General features: G+C 63.3%; 27 protein-coding genes and 2 tRNA genes. 10 read left to right on the top strand and 19 right to left on the bottom strand.

Going from position 1 to position 26,514, the window contains the following annotated elements:
- Positions 1-137: 137 nt before the first annotated feature.
- Positions 138-1,511 (bottom strand): transposase, encoded by a 1,374-nt coding sequence (locus AC1RRJ_RS03785; RefSeq protein WP_493120374.1) that lies wholly within the window; start codon positions 1,509-1,511, stop codon positions 138-140.
- 93 nt (positions 1,512-1,604) lie between these two features.
- Positions 1,605-4,481 (bottom strand): Ti-type conjugative transfer relaxase TraA, encoded by a 2,877-nt coding sequence (gene traA, locus AC1RRJ_RS03780; RefSeq protein WP_493120373.1) that lies wholly within the window; start codon positions 4,479-4,481, stop codon positions 1,605-1,607.
- A 169-nt stretch (positions 4,482-4,650) separates the two neighbouring features.
- On the opposite strand from traA, the gene AC1RRJ_RS03775 reads away from it, so the two are divergent.
- Entirely contained in the window at positions 4,651-4,977 is a 327-nt protein-coding gene (locus AC1RRJ_RS03775) for a conjugal transfer protein TraD (RefSeq protein ID WP_493120372.1), read from the top strand.
- A complete protein-coding gene (locus AC1RRJ_RS03770) occupies positions 4,874-5,224 on the top strand; it encodes a conjugal transfer protein TraD (protein WP_493120371.1) in 351 nt (116 codons plus the stop codon). Before AC1RRJ_RS03775 ends, AC1RRJ_RS03770 begins: the two co-directional genes overlap by 104 nt.
- Here the strand turns inward: AC1RRJ_RS03770 and AC1RRJ_RS03765 are convergent.
- From AC1RRJ_RS03765 to AC1RRJ_RS03745, 5 genes are all read right to left on the bottom strand, one after another.
- Positions 5,211-5,768, bottom strand: a complete 558-nt coding sequence (locus AC1RRJ_RS03765) for a lipocalin family protein (protein WP_493120370.1) — start codon at positions 5,766-5,768, stop codon at positions 5,211-5,213. The two genes, AC1RRJ_RS03770 and AC1RRJ_RS03765, sit on opposite strands and share 14 nt — an antisense overlap.
- An 83-nt stretch (positions 5,769-5,851) precedes the next feature.
- Positions 5,852-6,277: a Ros/MucR family transcriptional regulator gene (locus tag AC1RRJ_RS03760; RefSeq protein ID WP_493120699.1), complete on the bottom strand. Its 426-nt coding sequence runs from the start codon at positions 6,275-6,277 to the stop codon at positions 5,852-5,854.
- A 95-nt stretch (positions 6,278-6,372) separates the two neighbouring features.
- Entirely contained in the window at positions 6,373-7,308 is a 936-nt protein-coding gene (locus tag AC1RRJ_RS03755) for a HEPN domain-containing protein (protein WP_493120698.1), read from the bottom strand.
- Between the two features lie 60 nt (positions 7,309-7,368).
- Positions 7,369-7,617 carry a sigma factor-like helix-turn-helix DNA-binding protein gene (locus AC1RRJ_RS03750; protein WP_493120369.1) on the bottom strand — a complete coding sequence of 83 codons (249 nt, stop codon included), beginning with the start codon at positions 7,615-7,617 and terminating at the stop codon, positions 7,369-7,371.
- Positions 7,614-8,507 (bottom strand): ArdC family protein, encoded by an 894-nt coding sequence (locus tag AC1RRJ_RS03745; RefSeq protein ID WP_493120368.1) that lies wholly within the window; start codon positions 8,505-8,507, stop codon positions 7,614-7,616. The genes AC1RRJ_RS03750 and AC1RRJ_RS03745 overlap by 4 nt, the downstream gene beginning before the upstream one ends.
- 552 nt (positions 8,508-9,059) lie before the next feature.
- Here AC1RRJ_RS03745 and AC1RRJ_RS03740 point away from each other — a divergent pair.
- Positions 9,060-9,281, top strand: coding sequence for a helix-turn-helix transcriptional regulator (locus AC1RRJ_RS03740; RefSeq protein WP_493120367.1), 222 nt, complete (start codon positions 9,060-9,062; stop codon positions 9,279-9,281).
- 57 nt (positions 9,282-9,338) lie between these two features.
- On the opposite strand, the gene AC1RRJ_RS03735 is transcribed toward AC1RRJ_RS03740, so the two are convergent.
- The 5 genes from AC1RRJ_RS03735 to AC1RRJ_RS03715 form a co-directional block, all read right to left on the bottom strand.
- Positions 9,339-9,662 carry a DUF736 domain-containing protein gene (locus AC1RRJ_RS03735; RefSeq protein ID WP_493120366.1) on the bottom strand — a complete coding sequence of 108 codons (324 nt, stop codon included), beginning with the start codon at positions 9,660-9,662 and terminating at the stop codon, positions 9,339-9,341.
- Positions 9,663-10,884: 1,222 nt separating this feature from the next.
- Positions 10,885-11,058 carry a helix-turn-helix domain-containing protein gene (locus tag AC1RRJ_RS03730; RefSeq protein ID WP_493120365.1) on the bottom strand — a complete coding sequence of 58 codons (174 nt, stop codon included), beginning with the start codon at positions 11,056-11,058 and terminating at the stop codon, positions 10,885-10,887.
- 179 nt (positions 11,059-11,237) lie between these two features.
- Positions 11,238-12,149, bottom strand: a complete 912-nt coding sequence (locus AC1RRJ_RS03725; RefSeq protein WP_493120364.1) for a hypothetical protein — start codon at positions 12,147-12,149, stop codon at positions 11,238-11,240.
- A gap of 312 nt (positions 12,150-12,461) precedes the next feature.
- Positions 12,462-13,679, bottom strand: coding sequence for a tyrosine-type recombinase/integrase (locus AC1RRJ_RS03720; protein WP_493120363.1), 1,218 nt, complete (start codon positions 13,677-13,679; stop codon positions 12,462-12,464).
- 196 nt (positions 13,680-13,875) lie between these two features.
- Positions 13,876-13,961 (bottom strand) — tRNA-Tyr (locus AC1RRJ_RS03715).
- 79 nt (positions 13,962-14,040) lie between these two features.
- Between AC1RRJ_RS03715 and rlmB the strand changes: the two genes are divergently transcribed.
- Entirely contained in the window at positions 14,041-14,808 is a 768-nt protein-coding gene (rlmB, locus tag AC1RRJ_RS03710; protein ID WP_493120362.1) for a 23S rRNA (guanosine(2251)-2'-O)-methyltransferase RlmB, read from the top strand.
- A gap of 82 nt (positions 14,809-14,890) precedes the next feature.
- Here the strand turns inward: rlmB and AC1RRJ_RS03705 are convergent, their stop codons facing one another.
- A complete protein-coding gene (locus AC1RRJ_RS03705) occupies positions 14,891-15,208 on the bottom strand; it encodes a 2Fe-2S iron-sulfur cluster-binding protein (protein WP_493120361.1) in 318 nt (105 codons plus the stop codon).
- Between the two features lie 100 nt (positions 15,209-15,308).
- Between AC1RRJ_RS03705 and AC1RRJ_RS03700 the strand changes: the two genes are divergently transcribed.
- Positions 15,309-15,926, top strand: coding sequence for a DNA-3-methyladenine glycosylase family protein (locus AC1RRJ_RS03700; RefSeq protein WP_493120360.1), 618 nt, complete (start codon positions 15,309-15,311; stop codon positions 15,924-15,926).
- Between the two features lie 148 nt (positions 15,927-16,074).
- Here the strand turns inward: AC1RRJ_RS03700 and tig are convergent, their stop codons facing one another.
- Together tig and AC1RRJ_RS03690 are read right to left on the bottom strand one after the other, a co-directional pair.
- The gene (tig, locus tag AC1RRJ_RS03695; protein ID WP_493120697.1) at positions 16,075-17,664 is read right to left on the bottom strand and encodes a trigger factor; all 1,590 of its coding nucleotides are present in this window, start codon (positions 17,662-17,664) and stop codon (positions 16,075-16,077) included.
- 88 nt (positions 17,665-17,752) lie between these two features.
- Positions 17,753-17,837: transfer RNA gene (locus AC1RRJ_RS03690), tRNA-Leu, on the bottom strand.
- 170 nt (positions 17,838-18,007) lie between these two features.
- Here AC1RRJ_RS03690 and AC1RRJ_RS03685 point away from each other — a divergent pair.
- From AC1RRJ_RS03685 to AC1RRJ_RS03675, 3 genes are all read left to right on the top strand, one after another.
- On the top strand, positions 18,008-18,214 hold the full coding sequence (locus AC1RRJ_RS03685; protein WP_493120359.1) for a hypothetical protein: 207 nt from the start codon (positions 18,008-18,010) through the stop codon (positions 18,212-18,214).
- Positions 18,215-18,332: 118 nt separating this feature from the next.
- A complete protein-coding gene (locus AC1RRJ_RS03680) occupies positions 18,333-20,021 on the top strand; it encodes an amidohydrolase (RefSeq protein WP_493120358.1) in 1,689 nt (562 codons plus the stop codon).
- 93 nt (positions 20,022-20,114) lie between these two features.
- Entirely contained in the window at positions 20,115-20,882 is a 768-nt protein-coding gene (locus AC1RRJ_RS03675; protein WP_493120357.1) for a hypothetical protein, read from the top strand.
- Positions 20,883-20,905: 23 nt separating this feature from the next.
- Here AC1RRJ_RS03675 and AC1RRJ_RS03670 read toward each other — a convergent pair whose 3' ends face one another.
- Entirely contained in the window at positions 20,906-21,388 is a 483-nt protein-coding gene (locus tag AC1RRJ_RS03670; protein WP_493120356.1) for a hypothetical protein, read from the bottom strand.
- Positions 21,389-21,834: 446 nt separating this feature from the next.
- Here AC1RRJ_RS03670 and AC1RRJ_RS03665 point away from each other — a divergent pair, with 446 nt between their 5' ends.
- Positions 21,835-22,479 (top strand): hypothetical protein, encoded by a 645-nt coding sequence (locus AC1RRJ_RS03665; RefSeq protein ID WP_493120355.1) that lies wholly within the window; start codon positions 21,835-21,837, stop codon positions 22,477-22,479.
- Between the two features lie 6 nt (positions 22,480-22,485).
- Positions 22,486-23,130, top strand: coding sequence for a hypothetical protein (locus AC1RRJ_RS03660; protein WP_493120354.1), 645 nt, complete (start codon positions 22,486-22,488; stop codon positions 23,128-23,130).
- A 54-nt stretch (positions 23,131-23,184) separates the two neighbouring features.
- On the opposite strand, the gene gatB is transcribed toward AC1RRJ_RS03660, so the two are convergent.
- Genes gatB through gatC form a run of 3 tightly spaced genes read right to left on the bottom strand, consistent with a single transcriptional unit; the run spans position 23,185 to position 26,436 of the window.
- The gene (gene gatB / locus AC1RRJ_RS03655) at positions 23,185-24,651 is read right to left on the bottom strand and encodes an Asp-tRNA(Asn)/Glu-tRNA(Gln) amidotransferase subunit GatB (protein WP_493120353.1); all 1,467 of its coding nucleotides are present in this window, start codon (positions 24,649-24,651) and stop codon (positions 23,185-23,187) included.
- Position 24,652: 1 nt separating this feature from the next.
- Positions 24,653-26,134, bottom strand: a complete 1,482-nt coding sequence (gatA, locus tag AC1RRJ_RS03650) for an Asp-tRNA(Asn)/Glu-tRNA(Gln) amidotransferase subunit GatA (protein ID WP_493120352.1) — start codon at positions 26,132-26,134, stop codon at positions 24,653-24,655.
- Positions 26,134-26,436 carry an Asp-tRNA(Asn)/Glu-tRNA(Gln) amidotransferase subunit GatC gene (gene gatC, locus AC1RRJ_RS03645; protein WP_493120351.1) on the bottom strand — a complete coding sequence of 101 codons (303 nt, stop codon included), beginning with the start codon at positions 26,434-26,436 and terminating at the stop codon, positions 26,134-26,136. The genes gatA and gatC overlap by 1 nt, the downstream gene beginning before the upstream one ends.
- Positions 26,437-26,514 lie beyond the last annotated feature (78 nt).

The following is a 26,514-nucleotide window of genomic DNA, read 5'->3' as shown; positions in this document are numbered from 1 at the left end:
CAATGTTAAAGGTCTGCTTTCAGCAGTGCCTAACGTCGGGCCGAACGGCCGACATCGGGCGTATTCTGTTGAAGAAGTCGCCCGGCACGCTGCGGAGGGTGGAAGCGGACGGGAGGCGAACGGCCTTCCCACCTTGATCAGGCGGTGGCGAGGTGCTGGATCGGGAAGATCTTTGCCATTTTCCGGAGGTTTTGGGCTGCGGCGGCGAGGTGGAACTCGTCCCGGGCACCATTGGGACCGCGCAGGCGCAAGCGGTCGAGTTTCAGGATGCGCTTGAGGTGGGCGAACAGCATTTCGACCTTCTTCCGCTCTCTGCTCGACACAAGATAGGCGTCGGTTGTCGCGATATCGCGGGCCATGTCGCGCGCGCCTTCGTGGATCGAACGCGTAATTTTGCGGGCGGGCGCATTGGGCGTGCATTGCGGCTTTAGGGCACAGCCTTCGCAGTCGTGCTGACGCGCGCGGTAGCGGATGGAGCCGTCCTTATCGATCCTGGTTCGCGGCGTACTGAAGTTGCGATTGGAACGCCGCAAGCGGTTGCCACCCGGGCAGGTATAGCTGTCGTCGTCATGGTCATAGATGAAGTCGGCTCGCTCGAAGCTACCGTCATCGCGACCGGATTTTTCGAACACCGGGATATGCGGCTCGATGCCTTTCTCTTCCACCAGCCAAGCCAGGTTCGCGGCGGAACCATAGGCTGCGTCCGCTACAAGCCGATGCGGCCAGATGCCGAAGCGCTCCTGTGTCCGGTCGATCATCCTGCGCTGCGCTGTCACTTCGGCCTGCCGCACGGAGGTCGTCGCCTCGACATCGACGATCACCGCATGATCGAGGTCGATCAGATAATTGGTGCTGTAGGCGTAAAAGGCCCGCTCGCGCGTAGCGGCCGTCCAGCGAGAGGCCGGATCGGTCAGCGCGATCCGCTTCGGCTGCACAGGCGTTGAACCGCCGAACGCCGCATCGTCCAGCACCTCCAGATATTCGCGAACGGCGCGGCCCGTCACATCGGGCGGCAGGCCTTCGTCCCCGGGCACAGATCGCCGACGATATACATCGGCCCGGATCAGGCTCGCGTCGACGGCAAAGCCTTCGCCACCGACCAGGCCTTCCGACATGCAGCGCGACACCGTCATCTCGAACAGCTCGCGAAGCAGATCGCTGTCACGGAAGCGGCCATGCCGGTTCTTCGAGAAGGTCGAGTGATCGGGCACCGCACCATCGAGCCCGAGCCGGCAGAACCAGCGATACGCCAGGTTCAGGTGCACCTCTTCGCACAGCCGCCGCTCCGAACGGATCCCCATGCAATAGCCGATGATCAGCATCCGGATCATCAGCTCCGGATCGATCGATGGCCGGCCCGTCTCGCTGTAATAGGGGCGTAGATGCTCGCGTAGACCGCCGAGATCCACGAACCGATCGATCGAGCGCAGCAGGTGGTCCGCCGGCACATGATCCTCAAGGCTGAAGCTGTAGAACAGCGCCTCCTGCATCACCGTTCGTTCGCCCATCATCAGCTGTCTCCCGATAACAAGGCAACTGAATCATTCCCCGCGCTTCACTGCAAGCAGGAGTTTTTCAACAGAATAGGGCGCAAAGCCGCCACGTCACATCCCGATCCCGAGTCCTCTGTTGCGACCTCGCCCCATCATCTCCGCAAGGGCCTGCCCGACACTGCGCTCCTCGACCGCCGGCAACCCAAGTTGCTGCTTGCGGTTGCGCAGGATGCTCTCGACCTGCGGGTCGCGTTCGAGACTCTTCGCCATCCCGATCATTCGGTCTGCGACCTTGGAGGCTCGGTTTTCTTCATAGTTTCCGAGCAGATGCCGCCGCTGCCGGTCGAGCGCCTGCCACCGCTGCACGAACACATCTGCCCGAAGCGTGGGGTCCTTGGCCATGTCGGCTTCGAGTTGCATCGCCCGGATCGCCGCCTGCGTCCGCCCGTTGACCGCCTCGGATATGTGTGACCGGTCGGCCGCGAACGCCCTTTCAAGATGCAGGGAACCCTGCGGCTGCAACGTGTCGAGCACTCCCCGGCTTTCCGCGAGCAACGCCTTCTGCGCAGGCGTCACCGGCTCGCCGATCGACTGCGCGAACAGCAGTTCGCGGACGATGCCGGCGTGGCGCGTCACCGCGGCGCCCAGCGCCGGGCTCGCAGGATCGAGCCTCGGTTCTGCTTTCGGCGGCGGTGGCGCCTTCACCGGCTCGGGAGCTGGGCGGAGTTTCAGTCCGGCGAACATGTCGCGCCGCTTCGGTTGCGGCGACGGCGCCGTGGGCCGTTCGCGGTAATCGCTCGCCATGTCCTTGCCGCGCTCGCGGCTGAGGGCGCGGACGAGTTTTGACCGGTCGGCAAAATCGTCGCGGCCATAGTGAAGGTCGACCCGGTCCCGGTGCCGCGACAGCGCCACATAGGTCGCATGCCGGTCGAGCCCCGGCGTCGCGAGCACATGGGCGCGATCGACCGTCATCCCCTGCGCCTTATGGATCGTCGCCGCATAGCCATGATCGACATGGGCATAATGCTTGAGGTCGAACGCGACGTTGCGCCCATCGTCGAGCAGCACCGCCATCCGAAGCGCATCGACCTGACGCACCGTCCCGAGCGAGCCATTCTTTACGCCAAGACCGCGCTCGTTCTTCAGGAACATGATGCGGTCGCCGGCAGCGAACATGCGGTTGCCGCGCTCGACCTTGAGCGCGACATCGTCACCGAGCGCGCCGGCATCGCGCATTCTTGAACGCGCTGCCATATTGAGCGCCTGCACCTCGTCGTTGGTGTGGGTGAGAATGATACGGCTATCGCCGGGCCGTGCCATGCGTTCGCGGTCCCACCGGTCGATGAGGCCATCGCGTGCGTCTTCGCGTGTCGCCGCGGCATGAACATGGCCGGTCTGCTCATAAGCCGCGAGCGCTTCATCGGTCCGCCCGGTCGCGAGCCAACGCGTCGCGAGCCGCTGCCATTCTTCGTGCTGGCGGCGGATGTCCATGATCTCGACCGCGCCGTGCCGCTCGGCGGTCGCGCGGAACGCCGCGCCCGCCTCGATCGCCTGCAACTGCTCGGGGTCGCCGACCAGCACAACCTTGGCGCCGCGCTTCTCGGCTTCGCCGACGACGCGCTCCAACTGACGCGTCCCGATCATTCCAGCCTCGTCGATGACGAGGACATGCCTGTCGGTGAGACGTTCGCGATCCTGCGCCCATTGATGTTCAAGGCTCGCGAGCGTGCGCGATGCGATGCCCGAGCCCTGTTCGAGCCCGTCCGCGGCGATGCCCGACAGCGCCGCGCCTTGCACCTGATAGCCTGCCGCCTCCCACGCATCGCGCGCGACGCCGAGCATCGCGCTCTTCCCTGTCCCGGCATAGCCGATGACATTGCCGATCCCGCGTGCGCCGGTCACATGTTCAAGCGCGCCGCGCTGCTCGACCGACAGGTCGAGGCCGCGCTGTCGCGCGCGGTTCAGGGCAAGCTCGCGATGACGGTCGGCGACGCCATGATTGCGGCGGGCATCGAGCGTCACGGTCGCGCGTTCCAGCCGCTGCTCGGTCTCGATCATCGCGCGCGATGTGAACCGGTCCTCGCCCCGCCCGTCCTTGCCGAGCGCGATCAGCTCGGGCGACGCTTTCACCGCCGACATCACCGCGTCGTATTGCTCCTTGCCGTCGCTGTGGCGGTGGACGAACATGGCAAGGTCACGGGTCGTGAACGTCGCCTGGTGGTGGGTGATCGCGTCGAGCGCGATCGATGGGCAGGCAAGCAGCTTCGCGCCGTTGGACCGCGCGATCTCCCGATGCTCGCCGGCCCGGTCGCAATCGAGCCCCTGCGCCGCCATGCGCGATGCCGCCGGGCCGATCTTGTGCTGTGGTTCGAGGTCGATCCCCTGCGCCTCCAAGGTCCGGTGATCAACGCGCGCGTCGATGTCGAGCGCGGCGAGCCGTTCGTTGACATGGGCCGCCCAGGTTTCGCGCCAATGGGTGAGAAGCTCGGTGCGGTTCCAGTCGCGGACCTTAGCGCCGAAGCTGACTTCGCCGTCCCTGTCGATACTGATCTTGCGCATCGTCAGCATGACATGCGCGTGGGGTTTTGCGAGCCCGTCGGCGCCGACATCCCAATGGACATTGAGATCGGCGACCATGCCGCGCTCGACAAACTCGCGGGCCACGAAGTCGCGCGCAAGCTCGACGCCCTGCTCCTGCGTCATCTCGCGGGGAATGGCGAACTCGATTTCGCGGGCGAGCTGCGCATCCTTGCGAAGCTCGACGGCCTCGACATCATTCCAAAGCCGTTCGCGGCCGCGCCACCGTTCGTCCGCACCATCCGGCAGCAACACTTCGCTGTGAACGACGCCCGCCTTGTTCGAGAAGTCGTGGCTGCGGCCAAGCCGCTCATCGTGCAGCCGCGAGGCCGACCGATAGGCTGCAGCGGCGACAGCGGATGAGCCTACTGCCCGCGAAATGACTTTTGCCGAGAAATGGTAGATCGCCATAGCGGCATACCATTTACAGCAAAACGAGCACGTCGGCACGACGTATAAGCGCGCCCTCACACGATTTCATCGCACTCGGGATCACAAAGTCGCAAGAGATTTCAGCTGCTTGAACGGCGATGAGACTCGCGATAGCTGAGCTGTCCACCCGACACAAACGGAAGGACAGATGATGCGCAAACCCCGTGATTTCGACGCCGAACTCCAGGCCCTCACCGACAAGGCCAAGGCGCTCAAGACGAAGAAGCAAGGACAGCTCGGCGAGCTGGTCGTCGCGACCGGCGCCGATGGCCTTTCAATCGAACAGCTCGCGGGCGCGTTGATCGAACTCGTCGGCGCCGACGCTGCGCGAAAGGAGGCGTGGCGCAAAAGCGGCGCGGCCTTCTTTCGCGATGACGGCGCCAGCACTCGCACGGGCGCTCGCCGGCACGTGGGCGGCGCTCCGACGAACGACGCAGACCCGCAACCGCCTTCAGGCGAAGCGGGCGCGCCATGACACGCGGGCATGGCAGGTTAAGCGCCGCGAGCGCACGCGCCAGCTAATCGAGCTGGGCGGCCTGATCACGAAGGCCGATCTGATCGAACTGACCGGCGATGATCGTGCCGCCATTCTCGGCCTGCTCGTCGAGGCCGCAGCGAAGCTGCGCGGCGAAGCCCGCGATCAGCAAATACTGATCTGGCGCCGCCGGGGGCGGCGCGCGTTTGCGGATGTCAGAAGCACTGACGCGATCAGTGCTGGGTGAAGTGGACCAACGACCAATTGTAGCCAAGCGCGCGAACGCGCGCCTCGAGGTCGTTCAGCATTTCGACGCCGGGCTTGGCATCGCGCGTTAGCACCCAGAGATAGCGGCCCGACGGCTCGCCCACGATCGACCATTGATAATCGTCGCAATGGTCGAGCACCCAATAATTGCCAAAGAACGGGCCGAAGAAGGATACCCTCAATTTGGCATTCGTCGCCTTGTCCTCGACTTTCGCCTTGCCAACCGATTTGCGCAGCTTGCCATCGGGTCCGCCCTTGCGGCCCTGATTGACGACGCGCACGGTGCCGTCGCGGTTCAGCGAATAGTCCGCCGTGACGGCTTCGAGCCCTTCCTCGAACGAGGAGTCATAGCGAAATTGTTCGTGCCACAGACCCATGTAGCGTCGCAGGTCGACAGCCTTCGCCGGGTCCGGCACCGAATAGTTACCGACGGGTCCGGGACGCGGATAATATTTCCAGAGAAGATAGGCGAGCGGCGCGGCTACGGCGGTCGCAGCGCCAGCGGCAAGAACGGGTTTCTTCATGATAGCTCCGTGGAAAATTGGTCCACGGTCTTACGCGCGATGGCAAGTTTCGTTGCCGCGCCAATGGCGCGGCAACGAAGGAGCTACTTCGCTTTCGCGCGGCCGCGCGCATTAGGCTTGCGACCGCCGCCACGTCCTTTAGCACCGAGTCCGATTTCCTTGGCAAGCTCGCGCCGACGTTCCGAATAGTTCGGCGCCACCATCGGATAGTCCTTCGGCAGGTTCCACTTCGCGCGATAATCGTCGGGCGTCATGCCGAATTTGCTCATCAGGTATCGGCGCATCATGGTGAGCTTTTTGCCGTCTTCGAGGCAGACGATATAGTCGGGCTTTACCGACGAGCGAACCGAAACGGCAGGCTGTTGCGGCTCAGGCTCGGGTTCCGATGGTGTGGCCAAGCCCGCCAGCGCTTCGTGCACCGAGCGGATGACGAGCGGGATGTCTGATATCGCGACGCTGTTGTTGCTGACATGGGCTGCAACAATATCCGCGGTCAGGGTGACCAGCATTTCGGAATCTTCCACGTCATTTCCTTTCGGAGGCAAGGCGAGAATGAAGGCTGCGCCCCTAACACGCCACGTCGTTCCGGACAAATAACGTAGCCCTATTCAGGCGGCAGTCGTCCCGCCGTGCGGCGAAGTTGGTCGAGCCGTTCCGAACAAATGGCATGCACGGCGCGGCCGAGTTCTTCGACACGATCCCCGAGCCAGCGCAATTCCTCCTCGGTGATCCGGTAATGCTTTGAATAGCGCGCCTTCACATAGGCTTCTTTGAGCTTCTCAAAGTGCTTGCGATCCGCTTTCAATTCGCGCGGCCAAGCATCGACGAGGCGCATGTCGATGCGCTCGGCTTGGGTACGAAGAAAGCCGAGATTGTGCACATGCGGCGTGTAGAAGGTGCAGACTAGAAGAACGCCGTGATACAAACTTTCTGTGCCCTGATGCAGTAGGAAGGCAGCTTTCTTCCAGTCGCGTTCTTCCATGTAGAAGCGGTACCCCTTTACGAAACTCGCCGCGCTGGGAATCCACTCGTCAAAATATTCCTGAGCCATGTCGAGCGCCTGCTCGGGCGTCTTCGGCTTCGGTTTGTGCAATTCCTTGTCGTCAAATTCGTAAAGCGCGATGCCGTCCTTCGCGATATCCATGAAGAAATAGCGCCCGTGCGCTAATCCGTCGTTCACCTCCGAAAGGGTGTGGACGATAAAGTTCACCGGCGTGTGCAGCGTCTTGTCGATCACCAGCTCGCGGTTGAGCCGATCCTCGACCTTCAGCCAATAATCAACCTTGTCGGTAAGCCTTTTGTCGCTGACGATAATGAGCAGATCGAAGTCGGATCGATAGCCCTTCGCCGTGTGCGGCTCATCGACCCAACCGCCGCGCGCATAGCTGCCGTAAAGGATGATCTTGTCGATCCGGCCCTTCTTCTTCCAGTTCATTGTCGCCAGCGCGATGCTGTCGGCAAATTCTTCAAAGATGATCTGCTTCACGCGCTCAAGTTCGCGCTGCTTGTTCGCCGGAAGATGATCGAGGTCGGTGCGCATGGTCTTACCCTGTAATTGCATCGGCCCGATGGCAAGTGTCATCGGGCCGATAGGCCGTCCTTACGGCCAATATTTCCACCACCATGGATCCTTTTCATCCATGGCTTTCATAAGGATGCGAAGGCTGGCCGCGAAATGGGCTTCGACATCGGCGACGCTGATGTCGAAGCGGGCGGCGATTTGCGAATAGCTCATCTCGTCGACCCGGATCGCGAGAAAGATCTTGCGGTCCATACCGTGCATCCGGTCCACCGCGCGCTCGGCGCGCCAAAGACGAAGCCGGTCCTCGCGTGACATGCGGGCGCTCATTGATCGTCTCCCGCAAAGGCGAGGAGGAAATCACTCGCCTTGCTGGCTTGGCTCGCGGCACGAAAGATCGCCTTGTCATCGCCCTGCAGCACCGACAGCCAAGACGCGATATAGTCCGAATGCCGCACGGTCGGTGCGATCCCAAGCGAGGCGCAAGTGAATGCCGCTGCCATTTCGGCAACAAGCTCTTCCTTCGCATAGGCCTCCGATCCGAACCCGCCCCTCTGGTCGCGGTCCAGCCTGCTACCATGGCCGGTCCAATGACCCAGCTCGTGGAGCGCGGTGCGATACCAGTTGATCGGTTCGTGAAACGCCGCCTGCGGCGGCACCTGCACAAAGTCATGGCCCGGACTGTAAAAAGCCTCGTCGCCCCCGATGTTGAACTTTGCTCCGCTCGTTTGGATCAACGCATCGGCCTCGGCGATGGCGAGCGCCGGGTCGGGGCTGACTATCGGTGCGATATAATCTTCAGGCAGGCCTTCGCACTGATCGATATTGAACACCACAAAGCGCTTGAGGAAAGCGACCTGCCGGGCATCGCGGTCTTCGCCGCGCGCGGCCTCGGCTTCGGCCTTGGGCGTGAACCGGTCGGCGTAGCAAATGACCGTGCCTTTCTCACCGCGCCGGACATTGCCGCCCGCCGCCTCGGCCTGCCGGTAGGTCAGCCAACGCTGCGACCCATAGCCCTTGGCGACCACCTCGGCCCAGAGGATCAGAACATTGATCCCCGAATAGCGCCGCGCCGTTCCCGCATTCTGCGGCATGGTGCAGCCGCACGCCGCACTGTCCCACGGCTGCACCCAAGGCAGCCGCCCATCTTCCAGCTCCGCGATGATCCGGTTCGTGACCTCCGAATAGAGGCTCGCCCGTTCGATCCTTTCCTTGACCATATCCTTTCTCCTTCCAGCCACCGCACCCCGGCCCGGAAGGGGGCGGGGTGGGCGGCAGGAAGGAGCCGGCAGACCCGCGTCATCGGGCGGGCTGCATCCGCAGGACCGGAACATCGTGGAGGACCCGCGGCACGCGGGTTGCGGCCCGGCCGGGCGGGGCTAGAGCCGAGTGACGCCCACCCTCTGCCCCCGACGCGCCGGGAGACCCACGCCGCCGCGCTGCGGCGACCGCATGCGCGCCAGCGGCGCTTTCCCAACTCGCGAATCGGACAACGCCCGCGCCGATCACGGCGCGTCATTTGCGGACGCGGCCGTCGCCCGACGGCCTCATTTGGCGGGGAGAGCCTGTCGGCGAGACGCGATGAGAAAAAATAGCTCAACCCGCACTGCGAACGCCGAGAGTTCGCCATGGACACCGGCGGATGCCTACAGCCTGACGCCAGCGCGTAACGTCAAATATCGCGGTTTTCTGCGGCATTGACGGCGGGCTTCGTCATGCCTTTCTCTATCTCGCGTCGACGCAAATTCGTTCAACAGATGGAGTAGAATAGCATGGCATTCCAATCCGCACTTCGCCTCATGCGCCTTGATGAAGTCCTCGATCTGACCAGTCTGAGCCGCGCTACTCTCTATCGCAAGATCACCGCCGGGACCTTCCCGCCGCAGCATAAGGTCGCCAATCGCCGCTGCGGCTGGCGCACGTGCGAGGTTGAAATATGGCTGCGCAATCCGGCCTCGTTCACCATCGCCGATCTCGACCGCGATCCGGTCTGAAGGCCGAACATGGCAAAGCCCCCGCGCCGCCGAGGCGGCGCGGGGTGGAAGCCCGCCTCAATCGGCGGGGTTCCAGATCAGCGCGTAGCCGTCTTCGCCGTCCTGACCGGCGGCGCGGCCAAGATTGGCATAAAGGCGGCGCGGTCCGAACTCGGGCGCGGCGAGGCTCAGCGACACATAGGGTTCGCCCGAAACCTGACCGACGCGGATCCAGCCGGCACCGATCTCGATGCCTTCGGAATAGACCCGGTAATCGGGCTGGACGTCGCCGCTCTTCGAACGGTTGGTCCGGATTTCGATCGCTGCGCGGATCGAGAGGGTTTTCAGCTGACCCACGAAACCCGTTTCGATGGTGCCGTTCACAAAGCCGATAGCTGCCATTGGTCGTCTCCTGATATTCGCCGCAAGGACCATCCCTGCGGCATGGGCGGACCAGGGACCGGCGCATGAGGGGCCCGCGAACCCGAAGGGCCGCAGCGCAGCGGAGGAGTGCGGCGGCGCGATTATTTGGAGCGAAGCGGCCGCGAGGAGCCGGCGCAGCTGGCGGGGAAATAATCGCGACGACGCGCTTTCGCGGGACGCCGCGCCGGTCCAGGTCAAATCGCCCGTCGCCGGGGATCGTCCTGCAGAAGAAGGGAGCGACCCCGAGCTATCGTCCGGAACGATCAATCAACGCACTTTGATTGAGGCAAGCGATCAACCCACAGCTCCGCGTCGCCCGGAACATCACCGCCCGCGGATATCGGCGATCTCGGCAACGCCGCCTCATTCTCGCCGCAAGAAAATCATGCCGACAGGGAACGATTTGGCGCTTTCGTACAATCCAATCGACGAAGGCGACACTAACGCGCGCCGCATCTGCCGACCCGGCGTGCCGGATTGCGACCCCAAGCACGTCACGGACGGTAGGGCGATGGATGCAGCATCCTTCGTTGGGGGCGGCGTGAAGGCGACTTGCGCCGCCCCTTTTGTTGTCGGATCCCCCGCGCGCCGGAGCTGCTTGCGGCGACGGCGCGCGCAAAAATCACAAGCGCCGCGCTGACCACAAGGTCAGCGCGACATTTGCAGCCGAAAAATGGGCGGGCGGCGAGGAAAGGCGACGGGACCGCGCCAAAGGGCGGCGCGCACCCGCAGGGCCGCAATGCAATGGAGGAGCCGACGCGCAGCGGCGGCTTGCGCACCGGCCGAGCGGTCCCACAGCCGTGCGCCGACTGCCACGCTGTCCGTGGCCGGCCCATGCACAGCGCCGCCGCGCGGTCAGCGTGGCGTCATCACTAGAGAAAGACCGCGCCCTTGTCGCAGCCGCAGGCTCCGCGGCGTGCGCGGCCCGGTGGCGGGTCGGGGGTGGCAAGGCCACGCCCGGAGCAGCGCCATGCGCTGTTTACCCGCCGCAAGGGCCATGCGCCCGCGGCGCCAAGAAGCGAGACAAGAGCGCTGCGCGGCCAACCGTGCAAAGGTGCGACCTCTGGCGGCAGCTTGCCGCCGACAGTGTGCGCTCATTTGGGGCCGCGCTCACCTTAAGACGGGCGTTGATCTCCCGTCCGCATCGGCGCTGCGCGCCAGTGCGGTGTCGTCATCCCCGCGAGCAGATCCGTCGCGCCGATCAATTGGCAGCGCGCGATTGAACCACGCGCCGGATCGACTCGGCCGTCAGCAAGGTTCGCGTCCCGATCTTGATCGCGTCGAGCGATCCCGACTTGATGAGGGCGTAGACCGACGACCGGCCGATGCCGAGCGCCTTCGCGGTTTCGTTGATCGAAAGGACAAGGGGTTCCATGAGCGTCTCCGTGTGACGATTGGTGGCGGAAGACGGCTCAAGTTGCACATGACCGCACACGGGTCGTGCGGTAACCCGACGCCCGCACAAATCCGCAGGCGACTGCAAATTTCGCTAACTGTACGCAACGCGAATTGGCGATTTTCCAGGAGTTTTCGGTAACTCCATGATCGTCCTGCCTAACTTCCGCCGCGATTTATTTTGACCGCCGCGACGATTTTCTTCGCGAACTCCCGCAATTGGGTGTTCTCCGGCACCCGAATGTCGTTCTCATGCTCGTCGCTCGGTTCGCAGCGCTTCCTGATGAGATCCATGACCTGGGTTTCGACGCCATATTCGTGCGGGTCGATCGCTTGCAGCGCGGGGTGTTCAATCAAGGTCAGCAAGATGACCTCATAATCATAATCCTTCGGGCGCCCTCCACTGTTGGGCCTGACTTTGAGCGCACGGATGATATCCTCCGGTTCGGCATCGACATAAATCTGGGCGCTGAACCAGAAGCCATGAGGAGGAAGGACGATCGCCCGGTCGCTGGCGACTTCCGACAGGAGCAGACCTCTCAGCCGCCCGTGAAAATGGCGGCGATGGACCGGACGCCTGTTGCCTTTTCGGTCGTAATAATAGGCCGACGGTCCCGTTCGCCGGCCAAGATAGTCGAAGAGCTTCTCAAGCGTTTCGACGGTCGAACGGCGGCTGTTGCCATAGATGGGTGTTCGCTTCCTATCCACGATCCCCAATCCCATTTGGAAGTGTCGCCAATAGGCGATGACGGACGCCGCCATCACGAACAGGAGGCTCGCAGCGATGGCGGGCGCCTGACCGATATCCCGTCCGTCCAAAGTCGTTGCGACCCAAGCGGCCAGGACAAGCAACGCCAGCAGTATGCAGAGCAGAAACAGCGTGGCCGTGATCAGGAACCGCCGCCTGATCGCGCGCTCGATGGCAACCGAGACCCGGTCGACCTCTTCCAGCCCCAGCTCCTCCTTGTCCTTGGCGTATAGGAGGCGAGCGGCAATCCGCGCGAGGGTCCGATGTGCATCGGCCTGCGGATGCCATATCCCGGTCGAGGCAGGGTTCTCGGCGACGGGCATCGGTTTCCTCCTTCGTGCAGCGCGCCGAGATAGTCGCTCCACAACCAAGTCATCTCGACACGTTCGGACCAAAAAGTCGATCGATCATAGATAGTTCGGGCGGTGCCGTCGACGGCATCCGCGTGTGCACGCTCGATTATTCCGGGATCCAACTCGCCCCATTCATTCGGCAGGGATGAGGCAGAAGTAGGCGCGAGCGCTGCCACGACGCGGCCGGGCGTGATATAGAGCCGCGAGCCAGCCACCGAGAAGAGAGGACCGACGCAAGTACCGCATGACGATTCCGCTGACGACCCGGACGGAATCGAGGCATCACTCTCCCGCGTCTGGCTCAGTCTCGTTCGTTTCAATGGCATTGCCGGTACAATAAGCCCCCCACGCATCCATCAGCTTCACGCGGGCGCCTGGCTTGCCGGGTGTACCGAGATAGGTTGTCCGGCGATAGGCAGCCTGCACAGCATCGGGTGTCTTGTGCGCGAGCGCCGCTTCCACGACGGCGTCGGCGAAGCCTTCGTTGGCTGCCCAATCGGTGAAGGTGGAGCGAAAGCCATGCACATGGAATGGCTCGCTCATATCGCGCACCACCTTCAGCAGCGTCATGTCGGACATCGGCTTGCTGGACATCCCCGGGAATACGACCTCGGTGTCGGGGAGCCGGAAGGCGTGCGCCTTGGCGAGAACCTCCAGCGCCGCATCGGACAGCGGCACCATATGGGACTTGCCCCGCTTCATATGTTCGGCGGGGACGGTCCACAAACGACCTTCCAGGTCGAACTCGGCCCAGGTTGCCAATCGGACCTCCTGGCTGCGCGCACTCGTGAGGATGAGCAGCTGGAGCGCGAGCCTGCTATAGGTTGGCTTGCGCTGCAAAGCGGTGATGAAACCGGGCAGCGCGACATAGGGCATGGCCTTGCGGTTCTCGCGCGTTTTCACTTGCCGGGGTAAGCCGCGCCCGGCTTTCAGGCTCCCGTGGCCCGATGGCGCTTCGCGGGAGCGCCAGCCTTTGGCGTGTGCAAAGTCCAGCACGGTGCAGATCCGGTTCCGAACCTGACGAGCAGTTTCCGGAATTTCCTGCCAGATCGGCGTCAGCACATTTATGATATCGGCTGCGGTGATTGCTCCGGTCGGCTCGTCGCCGAATTTCGGGAAGGCGTAATTTTCCAGAGTCGCGAGCCATTGGCGCGCATAGACTTCGCTCTTCCAGCCCGCCTCGTTCGCGACGTGATATTCGCGCGCTGCCTCTCGGAAGGTCACCTTCGCGGCGGCCTCGTCTTTTCGCTCTGCAAGTACATCGCGCCGGTCGATCTTGATCGCCTTGCGAAGCTCGCTTGCCTTCTGGCGGACTTCGGAAAGCGTAATCAGCTTCGCGCTGCCCAGCCCGATGTCCTGCCGCTTCCCGTCGCGTTGCAGGCGCAGGAGCCACGAGGCCCCTCCCCGCTTGTCGACCTTCAAAAACAATCCGTCACCGTCCTGATAGGTGCCGGGAATCGCCAAAGCGGCCTTGACCGCAACCGCCGTGAGTTTGCCCATGGGATTTACCCCCACACTTTCTCCCCACATTTTGGGGAACCGGTGTGTGGGGGAAAGCCATTCTTCCCCCACACTTCCCCCACACTACACTCCGGCTGCAGGCAAATAGCCCCGGACGCAGGTGGGCACTGCGGGCATGTTATGCCATGTTTTCTGGGATTTCTAGAGATTTCGGGGGACATCCTCAGATGGAGGATGGTGGACAGGGCTGGATTCGAACCAGCGTACGGAAACCCGGGCAGATTTACAGTCTGCTGCCTTTAACCACTCGGCCACCTGTCCATTGGGGCCCGCTTTGGGAAGCGGTCCAATGGCGAAAGGAGGCTTGCCTGTCAATGCCAGTCATGGGAAAGGCGCCCTCATGAGACAAATTTCCCGTCATCGCCGCCCCGCGGGCCAAAGTCCGCGCGGTCAGGCCATCCGTTTTTGGGGTCGCCACGCCGTTTTCGCGGCTCTCGCCAACCCCGAACGCACGATCAAGCGAATCTGGGGTACGCGCGAAGCGCTGGGTCAGCTCGACCTGCCCTCGAATCTTCCCGTCTCGTTCGCCGAGGTCACCGACCTTGCGCGACTCGTCGCCCGCGACGCGCCGCACCAGGGACTGGTAATCGAGGTCGACCCGCTCGAGGGCGTCTATCTGGGCGATGTGCTGCAGGCGGAGGTCGATGCCGACAGCCCCCGGCCGCTGGTCATTCTCGACCAGGTCACCGACCCGCATAACATCGGCGCGGTGCTGCGCTCGGCCGCCGCTTTCGATGCTGCCGCGATCGTAACGCAGGACCGCCACAGTCCGCCCGAAAGCGGCGTCATCGCGCGTTCGGCATCGGGCGCGCTCGAAACCGTACCGTGGGTGCGCGTCGTCAACCTGTCGCGCGCGCTGGAGGAAATCGCCGAGGCGCAATATTGGCGCATCGGACTGATGGGCGACACCGAAACGACGCTTGCCGACACGCTCGACGGCACGCGCGTCGCGCTCGTGCTCGGCTCCGAAGGCGATGGCATTCGTCACAATGTGATGGAACATTGCGACGTACTGGCCAAGCTGCCGATCTCGCCGCGCATGGAAAGCCTGAACATCTCGAACGCCGCAGCGATCGCGCTTTATGCGGTGGCTATGGCGGGTAAATAAGCGTCGCCCCCGCGAAAGCGGGGGCCGCTAACAACCTTACGCTGCGCCGACAGCGGCCCCCGCTTTCGCGGGGGCGACGCTTTTAATCCTCGACAGCAATCCGCACCTTCAGCCCGTCGAGTGCGTCGGTAAAGGGCAGCTGGCACGACAGGCGCGAATTGTCATCGCGGTCGGTCGTCGAATCGAGCAGGTCATTCTCGTCCTCGCTCATCGCGGGCAACTGGTCAGTCGCGCCGGCCTCGACATGAACGTGGCAGGTCGCGCACGAGCAGCAACCGCCGCACAGCGCAAGCAGCTCGTCAAAGCCCGCATCGCGGATATTTTCCATCACGGTCAGGCTGGTGTCGCCTTCGATCTCATGCTCGGTACCATCACGCGTCACCACAATCAGCTTGGCCATGCTCATTCCCATATCTGTTTCTCGCGGTCGCTATGTCGCGCGTTGCAACGCAAATCAAGCGTTGCTATTGGCAGCATATGGAACAAAAGGAGAATATGGGATGGGCCTCAGCCAGGAGCAGCTGAACAGCGGGATCGACGCGCTCGCCGCGATCGATTCGAACTTCGCGCGCGCGCTGGGCCATGCGGGTTACCCCGAACCCCGCATCCGCGAGCCCGGCTATGCTACCCTGCTGCGCACCATCGTCGGCCAACAGGTCAGCGTCGCGGCTGCGACATCGATCTGGAACAAGCTGGAGGCGGCGTTCGGCAACGGTTGCCCGGCCGAGGTGATGGCAGCCGCAGAGTTCGACGTACTGCGCGCCTGCGGCCTCTCCGGACAGAAACAGGGCTATGCCAAAAGTCTCGCGCAACTGATCCTCGACGGCGAACTCGACGTCTCCGCCCTCCCTGCCGATGACGAGGAAGCCATTGCACTGCTGACCAAGGTGAAGGGCATCGGGCGCTGGTCGGCCGAGATTTACCTGCTCTTTGCAGAGGGCCGTCCCGACATCTGGCCCGCCGGCGATCTCGCGGTTCAGGAAGCCGTCGGCCGCATCCTGAAACTCGATGCACGACCGGGAGAGAAGCAGGTGCGCATATTAGCGGAAGCCTGGCGCCCGCACCGGGGAGCCGCCGCGATCTTCAGCTGGCACTGCTATAATATGGCGGTGATCTGAGGGCTGCCCACCGCCGCCCCGCGCAAGCGCTGGCAACCTTGCAACACCACCGATAGCCCCCCTTCCTTCGCGGGGGCAACTTATTGAAACACAAAAGGCCGGGTGGAGCATTCCTCCACCCGGCCTTTTGTGTCGTATCAGCCGAGGCTTATTTCTTGTCCGCAGCCTTTTTGGCCGGGGCCTTCTTCGCCGCGGGCTTGTCTTCAGCAGCCTTTTTCGCGGCAGCGGGCTTTTCTTCCGCTGCGGCTTCAGCCTTCTTGGCCGGGGCCTTCTTGGCAGGAGCTTCGGCGGCCTCTTCGGTCACATCAGCCTTCTTGGCGGCAGGCTTCTTCGCTGCTGCCTTTTTGGCCGGCTTGTGGTCGTGATCATGGTCGTGACCGCAACCCGGGCCGTGGACATGGCCGCCGTCGTCTTCGGCTTCGATCGCCGCTTCGATTTCTTCGCGGGTCACTTCGCGATCGGTGACTTCAGCCTTGTCGAACAGGAAGTCGACGACCTTATCCTCATAGAGCGGCGCGCGCAGCTGGGCTGCGGCAAGCGCGTCCTGCTGGACATATTCCATGAAACGACCGCGATCTTCGGGACGATACTGCTGCGCCGCCTGCATGATCAGGCGCTGCATTTCCTGGCCCGAGACCTGAACGCCATGCGCCTGTCCGATTTCGGAAAGGAGCAGGCCCAGACGGACGCGGCGAACTGCGATATCGCGATATTCGTCGCGGTCCTTTTCCAGCTCGGCCTTCGCGGCTTCGGGATCTTCTTCGCGCGCAACTTCCTGTTCCAGCTGCTGCCAGATCTGGTTGAATTCGGCTTCCACCATCGACGGCGGAACTTCGAAATCATGGCTCGCGGCGAGCTGGTCGAGCAGCTTGCGCTTCATATAGGTACGGGTCAGGCCGTTCAGTTCCTGCTCGACCTGGTCTTTCATCAGCTCTTTGAGCTTGTCGAGACTCTCAAGACCCAGCGTCTTGGCGAACTCGTCGTCGATCTTCGCTTCGGCCGGAACCTTGATTTCCTTCACCGTCACGGCGAATTCGGCGTTGGCGCCCTTCAGCGTCTCGACCGGGTACTCCTCGGGGAAGGTCACCTTGACGACCTTGTCGTCGCCAACCTTGACGCCGACCAGCTGGTCTTCGAAGCCCGGGATCAACTGACCCGAACCGATTTCGACCGCCATGTCTTCGCCGGTGCCGCCGTCAAAGGCGACGCCATCGACGCTGCCGGCGAAGTCGATGATGACCTGATCGCCGGATGCGGCCTTGCGGGTCTTCGGCGCTTCTTCGAAACGCTTCATCTGCGCGGCGAATTCTTCGATCTTCGCCATCACGGCCGCGTCGTCGGCGGGAACGGTCAGGCGCTCAAGCTTCAGGCCGTCGATCGACGGTGTTTCGATCATGGGCAGCACTTCCAGCGCGACGGTCAGCTCGGCATCCTTGCCGGCTTCATATTCGTCGGCCAGCGTCACCGCGGGCTGCAGCGCCGGGCGAAGCTTTTCCTTCGCCATCAGGTCGCGCACGCCGGCGTCGATCGCCTTGTTCAGCGCGTCGGCCGACAGCGCGGGGCCGTGCATCTTGCGGATCAGGTTCGGCGGCACCTTGCCGGGGCGAAAGCCGGGCATACGCACCGTCGGAGCCATGCTCTTCACCTCGTCATCGACGCGCGCGTCGATATCCTTGGCGGTGATGGTCAGGCGATACTCGCGTTTCAGGCCTTCGTTCAGCGTTTCGACGGTCTTCATTGCCTTGGTCATATCCTTGCTCAAAATCTCGTATCGACAACCCCGGCCAGAACGGCGGAGTTCCCTATCCCGGCCTGCGTTCGCGAACTGGTGCGGGCGAAGGGACTCGAACCCCCACATCTTGCGATACTGGTACCTAAAACCAGCGCGTCTACCAATTCCGCCACGCCCGCAGGAGCTTTCGGCCGGGTGCACAGGTACTGCGCGCAAAACAGCGCACGCCCGTGCGGGCCGCGCGGGGCTATAGCAGACGCGCGCCGGAGGGCAAGGGGCGGAACACTGCGATGTCGAAGGGGCGGAACAGGAAGCCCATCCGTTCGTTGATCAGGCAAGGAGACATGCCATGAATGCCCCGCCCAGCGCCGCCAATCCGTTGCCCAAACCCAAGCCCGATATAATCGAACCCAAGGCTCCCCCCGAACATCCAGTCCAGCCAGCACCGCTGGAGGATCCCGCCGGCCAGCCGCTGGAAATCCCCGGAAACCCCGGCGGCGGTGACATCGACGAGCCAGGCCGTGGCCCTGATGAGGTGCCGCCACAGCAGGTCTAGCCCGCCGCCCCATTTTCGTCATCCCCGCTTTCGCAGGAAGGAAGAAGGATAGATTACTAAGGAAGACTTGACCCCTCCCCTTGTCGCTCGCCACTGTGGATCGACAAGGGAGAGAAAAATGAAAGCATTGACCGGCGCCATCGCGCTGCTTCTGGCAACGACCGCGACACCTGCGATCGCGCAGGACAGCATCATCTACCGCGGCGGCCCGATCGTCACGATGGACGGCGACATGCCGCAGCTGGTCGAGGCAGTGGTGACGCGCGGCGACAGAATCGCCTTCGTCGGCACAGAGCAAGAAGCACGCAAGGCTGCGGGCAAGGATATTATCGTCCACGATCTCAAGGGCGCGACAATGCTCCCCGGTTTCATTGACGCCCATTCGCATTTCACCTTCGCGCTGCAAATGGCGGGCGCACTCGACCTCAGCGACAAGGCGCTGCCGCAGGCGAAGACCATAACCGAACTGCAAAGCGCGGTCCGCGATCATATCACGCACCGCGCTATCCCCAAGGGCGACTGGGTCGTCGTGATGCAATATAATGAGGAAGCGCTGACCGAACGGCGTCACATCACCCGCGCCGAACTCGATGCGGTGTCGCCCGATCACAAGATCGTCCTGTTCCATATCTCCTTCCACGGCCTTGTCGCCAACAGCCCCGCGCTCGCCGCCGCCAGGCTCACCGACGCCAGCCAGCCACCGCCGGGCGGGCTGATGCTGCGCGACGACGCGGGGCGCCTCAACGGCGTACTGCTCGAAAAATCAATGTTCCAGATGGTCGCCGCGATGCCGCAACCGACCGTCGAGCAAAAGCTCGCGGGGCTCGACGCCGCGCAGAATCGCTATTTCGCCGAGGGCTATACCCATGCGCAGGACGGCGCGACCCAGCCCGCCGACCTCGCCTTCCTGACCAGCCCGGCCGCGCGCGACAAGCTCAAGATCGACCTCGCGCTCCTGCCCTTCTACGCCGGTCTCGACGCGCTGATCGCGCAGCCCGACCTAAAATTCGGCACCTATCAGGGCCATGTGAAGCTGCAGGGGATCAAATTCCTCCTCGACGGTAGCCCGCAGGCACGCACCGCCTTTTTCACCCGCGACTATGCGCGCGGCGGCCCCGATGGCGCGCATCCATGGCACGGCCAGCCGATCATCAAACAGGAAGAGTTCGACACGCTCGCGCGCAAGGCCAATGACCGCGGCTGGCAGATTTTCGTCCACGCCAATGGCGACGCCGCGATCGACATGGCGATCAAGGGTTTTGCCGCACTCGGCATCAAGGCCGCCGACGACCGCCGTCCGATCGTCATTCATTCGCAGTTCCAGCGCCGCGACCAACTCGCCGACTATGCCCTCATCGGAGTCGGCCCCGCCTATTTCTCGAACCACACATGGTATTGGGGCGACGTCCACCGCACCAACTTCCCGGCCGAAGTCGTCGATTTCATCAGCCCCTTTCGCTCGGCACGCGCCGCCGGGCTGAGGCCCTCGAACCACAGCGACTACAGCGTCACACCGCTCGACACGCGCTTCATGCTCTGGACCTCAATGGCGCGCGTCTCACCAACAGGCGTCGTCAGTGGCCCCGACGAGCGGCTGGACGCCTATACCGCGCTTCAGGCCCTCACCACCGCCCCCGCGTGGCAAGTTTTCGAAGAAGATCGCAAGGGGCGCATCAAGCCCGGCCTGCTCGCCGATTTCGTCATCCTCGACAAGAATCCGCTGACCACACCCGTCGAAGCCATCAAGGACATCAAGGTACTGGAAACGATCAAGGAAGGCCGTTCAGCTTGGCGCCCGAAGAAATAGCGCGCGAACGTTTCTCCAACGGCGAAATCGCGCTTTGGTCAGCCCGCTTTCGCTGTTAATCTGTGCCCCTGCCATTCAACAGGAGCCGCCGCCATGCGTTCGACCGCCCTATGCCTTGCCCTCATCGCTGCCGCACTGCCGCTGACCGCCGCCGCGCAGTCGGCGCCCGACGTCGCCGATCTGGTCGGTGCGCGCGGCGCTGGCGGCGAAACACAGCTTCTCGCCCGCGGTTATGAAAGCCGGATGTCGAACCTCGTCGGCGACACGCGCTATGTCTTCTGGTGGAACGCGCGCACCGGCCGCTGCATCTCTGTCGCAACGATGGACGGCCGCTATTCGGCGATCACTGCGGTCCCGGCCGAAAATTGCCAGAGCGGCGACACCAGCGCCGCGCGTCCGCCCGCCGATCATGACTATCAGCGCAGCGAGCCGGGCTATCGCGACGCGAACTCGCTCGTCCTCGTCTGCTATGGCGCCGGCACGCGTCCGACGGTCACGAACAAGCCAACCTACAATTGGAACCCGTGGAAGCATAAATGGGAATGGAGCAATGAGGTCGGCAACAGCGCCGAGGGTTTCAATTCGGATATCCAGATCGAACTTTATGGCGACCACGGCCGCATCCACCTCGGCCCCAAGCTCGTCTCCCCGATCCATTCGGGCGGCGACAATGGCTGGTGGGATATCGACAATCTGGTCGTCACCCCCGACCGCATCACGGGCAGCTATCGCCTCAACGGCATGAACAAGCCTAAGCTGACGGTCGATCGCCGCTCGGGCCGAATCAGCATCCAGGCCGTCACCAATTTCTCGGGGCAGTGCGACATCGGCGACTGGGGCGCGGGGCAGCGACGCTTCTGACGCGCCGCCGCCGCTCCCGTAGCTCAGCCGGCGCAGAAGCGCACGAAGCGCTGGATCGCCTGCTTGCCGTTCGCCGTCGCCGCCATATCGAGGGCGGCTCCATCGGCGGTCATACGCAACCATCCATTTGCCGCGAATGCCTGGAACAACGGCGAGGTCGCGGGGATTTCCTGTGCGGTAAAAGTCGGAAGCTCGTCGGCGTCGGTCGTCCCGGTCAACCGCACACGCTGGTCACCCGATTCAAGCGTGATCGCGGTCAGGTCGGGCGCGCCGCCCGAAATCCCCGCAAAGATGCGGTCGCCGCCCTCTTCGCAGGTAAAGTTCAGCGGCTGATCGTCGGTACCATCGACCTCATATGCGAGGATTGCATCCGAAATCCGGTCTTCGTTGACGCGCATCGTCCAGTCATAGCCGTCGGCCACAGCGGGCGTGCCCGCGGCGCTCGCAGCACCAGCCAGCATCAGGGCCAGCGCACCGCTCGCCAAAACCGAAATTCGCTTCGTCATCAGTCTGTCCTTCGTCATCATTGAGGCTCCAATTCAGGCGCTACTGACATTGAAGCCACTGAATTTTCTGTGAACTGGATCACTTGGCGAAGATCAACCAAGCACATCGCCATCCGCGACACCAACAGCAGCAAGACTATGGCCGCACTGCCAGTCGCCTTCACTCCCTTCACCCGTCAGATATCAGCTACGCCATGCCATCATCTTCAAATCGGCAATAAAGTTTCCACGCGCCGACGAAAAGTCTTGCAAAGACAAAGGCGCCGATTAGCAACCAAGAGGATTTCGTCGGGGGACGGGATCACGGGGGGCGCAAAATGAATATAGGGCGTTGGGCCGCACGCACGTCGGCGGCCATTTGTCTGGCCGCGTTGTACGGTGTGACCGCGGTGGCCCAGTCGACGGCTGCAGACGAACCCGCCACATCCGCTGCAGCCCCGACTATCATGACGGTCCCGATCGAATCGGTAGCTACTGCGGAAACGTCCACCCTGTGCGAATTGCATGTCTGGCCCAGCGACGGCTTTACCCGCAACATCTCCACCATGCTCAGCCGCGGCGATACCGGCGTGATCGGGTTGATGATCGGTGCCGCCCAGTCGAGTGGCGACAAGAAGATGCGCGTTCCCCAAGAGACCGACGATGCCCTGTCGGTCGTCGCCCAGACCGCGCTGCTCGGCGACATGGCGGTGCCTGCGACCATCGGTCTGCCCGGCCATCGGCTGGTCGTCCATGATCAAGCGCTCGAAAGCCGCGTCATCCGCAACAGCCCGGGCCGCATCGCGCCATCGACGTCGCCCTGCTATGCCGAACTCGTTATCGACGATGTCGCCTTCCAGCGCGAAGCCTTTGGCGCCCGGCACCTCAAGACATTGTTCCGGTATCGCGACTTCGGTTCCGGCCAGCAACCGCAGCGCAGCTTTGGCACCTGGGCAAACACCAGGCTCGAGCATTTTCCTCCGGAAACCGACGCCGACAACGTCGCCGCCGCCGCCGATCTGCATTCGGCGTTCCGCGCCAATCTTATCCTGTTCGCCCAATATCTATCAAAAGCATCGGAAACGGCCGCACGGCCGAAACGGGGAGACTGAAAAGAGATGAAAAATGCATTGAAGGCGGCAGTCGCTGGCTGCGCCGCGATGATCGCGGCTCCTGCCGCTGCGCAAAGCGCGGCGCCGTGCGAACTGCATATCTGGCCGGCCGAGCGGATGAATTCGGTCACCACCGGGCTGCTCGGCGGCGGCCTGCTCGACGCCGCGCTGCACAGCGGCCGCGACGCCAGCAACAAGGCCCAGCTCGCCAGTGCGCTCGACAGCCCGTCGCAGCTTGACGCGCTGCAATCGCTCGACCTGCACAATCTGATCAACCTCCAGCCGGGCACGGTCATCGTTCGTCACGAAGAACCGCTCGACCGCAAGACAATGAACAAGGTCAAGACCCGCCGGTCGGATTCGACCGCCGCCTGCTACCGCGAGCTCATCGTCGCCGATGTCTTCTATCAGAAGGCGGCGCTTTACGGCCGTTCGCTCAGGACGCTGTTCATGATCCGCGACTTCGGCGACGATCAGAAAATCGACATGGAATACAAGGCGTGGGGCGGCAACGGCCTCTCGCTCTTCCCGCCGAAAGAGGGCGAGGATGCGGTCGCCGCGCTCGACGAGCTCGGCACCGTCTTCAAAAAGAATTTCGAGGAATATGCCAATAACGCCCGCGCATCGATGGCGCGCAAGGCCGGCAAGTAAACAAGCGCAAGCACCGCGCGCCCTGACTATGCAGGACGCGCGGACTGCGGCTTTTTAGCCGAGCGCCTTCTTCAGCAATTCATTGACGACCTGCGGGTTCGCCTTGCCCTGCATCGCCTTCATCGTCTGTCCGACGAAAAAGCCGAACAAGGCTTCCTTGCCGCCCTTATACTGCTCGACCTTGTCGGCATTGGCGGCCAGAATCTTGGCGATCTCACCTTCGATCGCCCCGGTGTCGCTCGTCTGCTTCAGCCCGTCGCGCTCGACGATCACCCCCGCCGCGTCGCCGCTTTCGAGCATTTTCTCGAACACCGCCTTGGCGATCGTCCCCGAAATCGTGCCATCGGCGACAAGGCCGAGCAATTCGGCGGCGTGCTCGGGCGAGACCGGCGAGTCCGAAATATCGCGGCCCATGCGGTTGAGCGCGCCGAACAATTCGCTCGTGACCCAGTTCGCCGCGGCAACGGGCTTCACGCCCGCCTCCAGCAAGGTGTCGAACCACAAGGCTGCCTCAACCTCGGCAGTCAGCACGTCGGCATTATACGGCGAAATCCCCGCCGCCAGATAGCGCGCGCGCTTGGCGTCGGGCAGTTCGGGCAGGCTCGCGCGGCATTCGGCGAGGAAGTCGTCGTCGAGGATCAGCGGCAGCAAATCGGGATCGGGGAAGTAGCGATAGTCATGCGCATCTTCCTTCGAGCGCATCGAACGCGTCTCGTTGCGATCGGGATCGTACAGCCGCGTTTCCTGCACCACCTTACCGCCGCTTTCGATCAGCTCGACCTGGCGCTTCGCTTCGCCTTCGATCACCGCCATCACGAAGCGCACCGAATTGACGTTCTTCGTCTCGGTGCGCGTGCCGAATTCGTCGCCGGGCTTGCGCACGCTGACGTTGACGTCGGCACGCATCGAGCCTTCTTCCATATTGCCGTCGCACGACCCGACATAGCGCAGGATCGAACGCAGCTTGCGCACATAGGCCCCCGCTTCCGCAGGCGAGCGCATGTCGGGGCGCGAGACGATTTCCATCAGCGCGACGCCCGAACGGTTGAGGTCGACGTACGACATCGTCGGATGCTGGTCGTGCATCAGCTTGCCGGCATCCTGCTCGATATGGATGCGTTCAACCCCGATCACCTTGGCGTCGGGCAATCCGGCCTTTTCATCGGCCTCGATCGTCAGCGAACCTTCGCCGACAATCGGATGATAAAGCTGCGAAATCTGATAGCCCTGCGGCAAATCGGCATAGAAATAATTCTTGCGATCGAACCGCGAATATTTGTTGATCTGCGCCTCGATCGCCATGCCGGTGCGCACCGCCTGGCGGACGCACTCGCGGTTCGGCACCGGCAGCATCCCCGGCATCGCTGCGTCGACCAACGACACCTGCGTGTTCGGCTCCGCGCCAAATGCCGTCGCGGCGCCCGAGAACAGCTTGGCGTTTGTCGTGATCTGGGCGTGGACTTCGAGGCCGATCACGACCTCCCACTCGCCGGTTTCACCCTTGATGCGATAATCGCTCATTTTACCACCACTTCTCTGCGCGTGCGGTAAAGCCCGCGCGCTCCTCGATCGCGAGCCCGGCGTTGAGAACACCCTGCTCGTCAAAAGCCTTGCCGATGATCTGCAACCCGATCGGCAGCCCTTCGCGGTTGAGCCCCGCAGGCACCGACATTGCGGGCAGCCCCGCAAGGCTCGCGGGCACCGCGAACACGTCGTTCAGGTACATCGACAGCGGATCGGCGGTCTTTTCGCCGAGGCCGAACGCCGCCGACGGCGCGGTCGGTGCAAGGATCACGTCGCAGCTTGCAAACGCAGCTTCGAAATCGCGCGCGATCAATGTCCGCACCTTCTGCGCCTGCGTATAATAGGCGTCGTAGAAGCCCGCTGACAGCACATAGGTGCCGATCATGATGCGACGCTTGACCTCGGGCCCGAAACCGTCGGCGCGGGTCGCGGCGTACATGTCCTGCAAGCCCGCACCCTGCGGCAGGTCACGCAAACCATAGCGCACGCCGTCATAGCGCGCGAGGTTTGACGAAGCCTCGGCGGGCGCGATGATGTAATAAGCGGGAAGCGCATACTTCGTGTGCGGCAGGCTGATCTCGACGACCTCGGCCCCTGCATCCTTCAGCATCGCAATCCCGGCATCCCACATCGCGTCGATGTCGGGGTCGATGCCTTCGAGACGATATTCTTTGGGAATACCGGCCTTCTTGCCTTTGAGATCGCTCGACAAAGCCGCTTCCCAATTGGGCACGGGCAGGTTGAGGCTGGTCGAATCCTTGGCATCGAAACCCGCCATCACTTCGAGCATGATCGCGCAGTCGCGCACGTCGCGCGCCATCGGCCCGGCCTGATCGAGCGAGCTGGCGAACGCCACAATGCCCCAGCGCGAGCAGCGGCCATAGGTCGGCTTGATCCCCGAAATGCCAACGAAAGCCGCGGGCTGGCGGATCGAGCCGCCGGTGTCGGTGCCGGTCGCCGCGGGGCAGAGCCGCGCCGCGATTGCCGACGACGAACCGCCCGACGAACCGCCGGGCGCGAGCGCGGCATTGCCACCATCGTTGCGCCGCCAGGGCGAAATCACATTGCCGAAATAGCTCGTCTCGTTCGACGATCCCATCGCGAACTGGTCGAGGTTCAGCTTGCCCAGCATCCCCGCGCCCGCGTCCCACAATTTCTGGCTGACGGTCGATTCATAGGGCGGGACGAAGCCTTCGAGCATGTGGCTCGCGGCGGTCGTCTGCACGCCCTTGGTCGCGAACAGATCCTTCATCCCGATCGGCACGCCCGACAAAGGCTTCAGCGTCCCGGCGCTGCGGTCGGCATCGGCCGCCTTCGCGGCGGTCAGCGCATGTTCGGGGGTCTCGACGATGAACGCGTTTAGCGCCTTCGCGCTCGCGACATTCGCGCTGAACGCTTCGGCGACTTCGACGGCGCTGAAATCGCCCGCGCGATGGCCGTCGCGGATTCCGGCGACGGTGAGGTTGGTCAGGTCAGTCATTATTCGATCACCTTGGGCACGCCAAAGAAGCCATGCTGCGCCGCTGGCGCATTGGCCAGCACATCATCGCGACGATTGCCGCCGGTCAGCGGGTCGGCGTCGATGACGTCGTCGCGCAGCCGCAGACTGTTCGGGATCACCGCGGTCATCGGCTCAACCCCGGTCACATCGACCTCGCCGAGTTGTTCGACCCAGCCGAGGATACCGTTTAATTCGCCTTCCATCGCGGTGGCCTCCGCATCGCTAATCGCGATGCGCGCCAACGACGCGATTTTCCTTACTGTTGCCTGATCGATTGACATGATCACCCTAACTTTAACGAAGCCGCGCCGCTAGCATCCCCGCCCCGGCGCTTCAAGGTGCGGGCGACGAAAGCGCCA

Source organism: Sphingopyxis sp. GW821-FHT12C06, assembly GCF_058807415.1.
The sequence above is the reverse complement of the archived record's forward strand: the minus strand, read 5'-3'. Positions and strand labels throughout refer to the sequence as shown.

Bases quoted from the DNA above. Each gene is read 5' to 3' on its own strand.
- AC1RRJ_RS03685 (WP_493120359.1), top strand. From the start codon at position 18,008: ATGAATGCCCCGCCCAGCGCCGCCAATCCGTTGCCCAAACCCAAGCCC.
- AC1RRJ_RS03770 (WP_493120371.1), top strand. From the start codon at position 4,874: ATGACGGCGCCAGCACTCGCACGGGCGCTCGCCGGCACGTGGGCGGCG.
- traA (WP_493120373.1), bottom strand. From the start codon at position 4,481: ATGGCGATCTACCATTTCTCGGCAAAAGTCATTTCGCGGGCAGTAGGC.
- gatC (WP_493120351.1), bottom strand. From the start codon at position 26,436: ATGTCAATCGATCAGGCAACAGTAAGGAAAATCGCGTCGTTGGCGCGC.
- AC1RRJ_RS03675 (WP_493120357.1), top strand. From the start codon at position 20,115: ATGCGTTCGACCGCCCTATGCCTTGCCCTCATCGCTGCCGCACTGCCG.
- AC1RRJ_RS03765 (WP_493120370.1), bottom strand. From the start codon at position 5,768: ATGAAGAAACCCGTTCTTGCCGCTGGCGCTGCGACCGCCGTAGCCGCG.
- tig (WP_493120697.1), bottom strand. From the start codon at position 17,664: ATGAAGACCGTCGAAACGCTGAACGAAGGCCTGAAACGCGAGTATCGC.
- AC1RRJ_RS03760 (WP_493120699.1), bottom strand. From the start codon at position 6,277: ATGCTGGTCACCCTGACCGCGGATATTGTTGCAGCCCATGTCAGCAAC.
- gatA (WP_493120352.1), bottom strand. From the start codon at position 26,134: ATGACTGACCTGACCAACCTCACCGTCGCCGGAATCCGCGACGGCCAT.
- AC1RRJ_RS03720 (WP_493120363.1), bottom strand. From the start codon at position 13,679: ATGGGCAAACTCACGGCGGTTGCGGTCAAGGCCGCTTTGGCGATTCCC.
- gatB (WP_493120353.1), bottom strand. From the start codon at position 24,651: ATGAGCGATTATCGCATCAAGGGTGAAACCGGCGAGTGGGAGGTCGTG.
- AC1RRJ_RS03785 (WP_493120374.1), bottom strand. From the start codon at position 1,511: ATGATGGGCGAACGAACGGTGATGCAGGAGGCGCTGTTCTACAGCTTC.
- AC1RRJ_RS03680 (WP_493120358.1), top strand. From the start codon at position 18,333: ATGAAAGCATTGACCGGCGCCATCGCGCTGCTTCTGGCAACGACCGCG.
- AC1RRJ_RS03705 (WP_493120361.1), bottom strand. From the start codon at position 15,208: ATGGCCAAGCTGATTGTGGTGACGCGTGATGGTACCGAGCATGAGATC.
- AC1RRJ_RS03750 (WP_493120369.1), bottom strand. From the start codon at position 7,617: ATGAGCGCCCGCATGTCACGCGAGGACCGGCTTCGTCTTTGGCGCGCC.
- AC1RRJ_RS03700 (WP_493120360.1), top strand. From the start codon at position 15,309: ATGGGCCTCAGCCAGGAGCAGCTGAACAGCGGGATCGACGCGCTCGCC.
- AC1RRJ_RS03740 (WP_493120367.1), top strand. From the start codon at position 9,060: ATGGCATTCCAATCCGCACTTCGCCTCATGCGCCTTGATGAAGTCCTC.
- AC1RRJ_RS03730 (WP_493120365.1), bottom strand. From the start codon at position 11,058: ATGGAACCCCTTGTCCTTTCGATCAACGAAACCGCGAAGGCGCTCGGC.
- AC1RRJ_RS03775 (WP_493120372.1), top strand. From the start codon at position 4,651: ATGATGCGCAAACCCCGTGATTTCGACGCCGAACTCCAGGCCCTCACC.
- AC1RRJ_RS03725 (WP_493120364.1), bottom strand. From the start codon at position 12,149: ATGCCCGTCGCCGAGAACCCTGCCTCGACCGGGATATGGCATCCGCAG.
- AC1RRJ_RS03735 (WP_493120366.1), bottom strand. From the start codon at position 9,662: ATGGCAGCTATCGGCTTTGTGAACGGCACCATCGAAACGGGTTTCGTG.
- AC1RRJ_RS03665 (WP_493120355.1), top strand. From the start codon at position 21,835: ATGACGGTCCCGATCGAATCGGTAGCTACTGCGGAAACGTCCACCCTG.
- AC1RRJ_RS03755 (WP_493120698.1), bottom strand. From the start codon at position 7,308: ATGCGCACCGACCTCGATCATCTTCCGGCGAACAAGCAGCGCGAACTT.
- AC1RRJ_RS03745 (WP_493120368.1), bottom strand. From the start codon at position 8,507: ATGGTCAAGGAAAGGATCGAACGGGCGAGCCTCTATTCGGAGGTCACG.
- AC1RRJ_RS03660 (WP_493120354.1), top strand. From the start codon at position 22,486: ATGAAAAATGCATTGAAGGCGGCAGTCGCTGGCTGCGCCGCGATGATC.
- rlmB (WP_493120362.1), top strand. From the start codon at position 14,041: ATGAGACAAATTTCCCGTCATCGCCGCCCCGCGGGCCAAAGTCCGCGC.
- AC1RRJ_RS03670 (WP_493120356.1), bottom strand. From the start codon at position 21,388: ATGACGAAGCGAATTTCGGTTTTGGCGAGCGGTGCGCTGGCCCTGATG.